The following is a 1494-nucleotide window of genomic DNA, read 5'->3' as shown; positions in this document are numbered from 1 at the left end:
ACCTCGCGCTGCGCGGCGGGCTGCCGGAGCACATCATCCTGGCGCAGGTGCCGCTGGCGCGCTTCGTGAAGGTGCCGACGCGGCATTCGTATTCGGAGTGGCTGCGCCGCGTCGGCTTGCTCTGCGCCGATCTCGTGGTCTGCGACAGCAGCTCGCAGGTGATCGCGGTGGTCGACATCCGCGCGCCCGAGGCGCAGGAGAAGGAACGCACCTCGCAGCGCCACAACCGCATGGACCGCGTGCTCGAAGCCTCCGGCATTCCGCTGCACGTGTGGCGCGAGGACGCGCTGCCGAGCGCGACCGGTGCGCGCAACGCGATCCTCGGCAGCAAGTCGAGCGAGAGCACGCCATCGACGCATGCCCCGTCGACGACCGCCGGCTACCAGCCGGTCGGCCGCGGCCCGGTCGACGAGGACGACGGACTCGAGATGCGCGAGCCGCCGCCGTCGACCTGGTTCGACGACATCGACTCGGCGCCGGCACCGTTGGCATCCGCCGCGCCGCCGAACATCCCGCGCTCGGGCAACTCGCCCCGCCCCCGCTGATTCAGCGCCGGGTCACTCCAGCAAGGCCTGCGCGAATTCGCGCGCATTGAAGGTCTGCAGGTCTTCGAGCTTCTCGCCGACCCCGATGAAGTAGACCGGGATCGCCCRCTCGCGCGCGATCGCCGCCAGCATGCCGCCCTTCGCGGTGCCGTCGAGCTTGGTGACGATCAGGCCGGTGAGGCCGAGCGCATCGTCGAAGGCCTTGACCTGGGCCAGCGCGTTCTGGCCGGTGTTGCCGTCGATCACCAGCAGCACCTCGTGCGGGGCGCCCTCTTGCGCCTTCGCGATCACGCGCCGGATCTTCTTCAGCTCCTCCATCAGGTGGAGCTGCGTCGGCAGCCGGCCGGCGGTGTCGGCGATGACGACGTCGCAGCCGCGCGCCTTGCCGGCGACCACCGCATCGAAGCTGACCGCCGCCGGATCGCCATCGGCCTGCGAGACGATCTCGACCGAGCCGGCCTGCCGCGGCACGTCGGCGCGCTCGGCCCACACCGCGAGCTGCTCGCGCGCGGCGGCACGGAAGGTGTCGGCCGCGGCCAGCAGCACCTTCTGGCCGCTGTCGGCGAGGTGGCGCGTGAGCTTGCCGATGCTGGTCGTCTTGCCGGCGCCGTTGACGCCGACCACCATCATCACGGTGGGCGCGTGTTCGCCGACACGCAGCGGCTTCTCGAGCGGACGCAGCAGGTCGGCCACCGCCGCGGCGAGCAGCGCCTTGACCTGCGACGGGTCGGTGGCCCGGGCCTCCTTCACGCGGCGGCGCAGGTCGTCGAGCAGGAACTCGGTGGCCTTGACGCCGGCATCGGCCATCAGCAGCGCGGATTCGAGTTCTTCATAGAGGGCCTCGTCGATCTGCGTGCCGGTGAACACCTGGGCGATGCTGGAGCCGGTCTTGCGCAGGCCGCCGCGCAGCTTGTCGACCCAGCTGCGGCGCTCGGGCTCGGCAGCGGCC

2 protein-coding genes are annotated in these 1494 nt (G+C 71.6%); one reads left to right on the top strand and one right to left on the bottom strand.

Going from position 1 to position 1494, the window contains the following annotated elements; all coding sequences use genetic code 11:
* The coding region (locus tag AC1D12_RS33095; RefSeq protein ID WP_477845346.1) for a DUF2726 domain-containing protein at positions 1-545 on the top strand (545 nt) is incomplete at its 5' end.
* Between the two features lie 12 nt (positions 546-557).
* Here AC1D12_RS33095 and ftsY read toward each other — a convergent pair.
* On the bottom strand, positions 558-1494 hold a 937-nt coding region (gene ftsY / locus AC1D12_RS33090; protein ID WP_477845345.1), incomplete at its 5' end, for a signal recognition particle-docking protein FtsY.

It is taken from the genome of Rhizobacter sp. P1_G5 (genome assembly GCF_056405435.1).
Note: the sequence above shows the minus strand (reverse complement) of the source record. Positions and strands in the feature narration are given on the sequence as shown.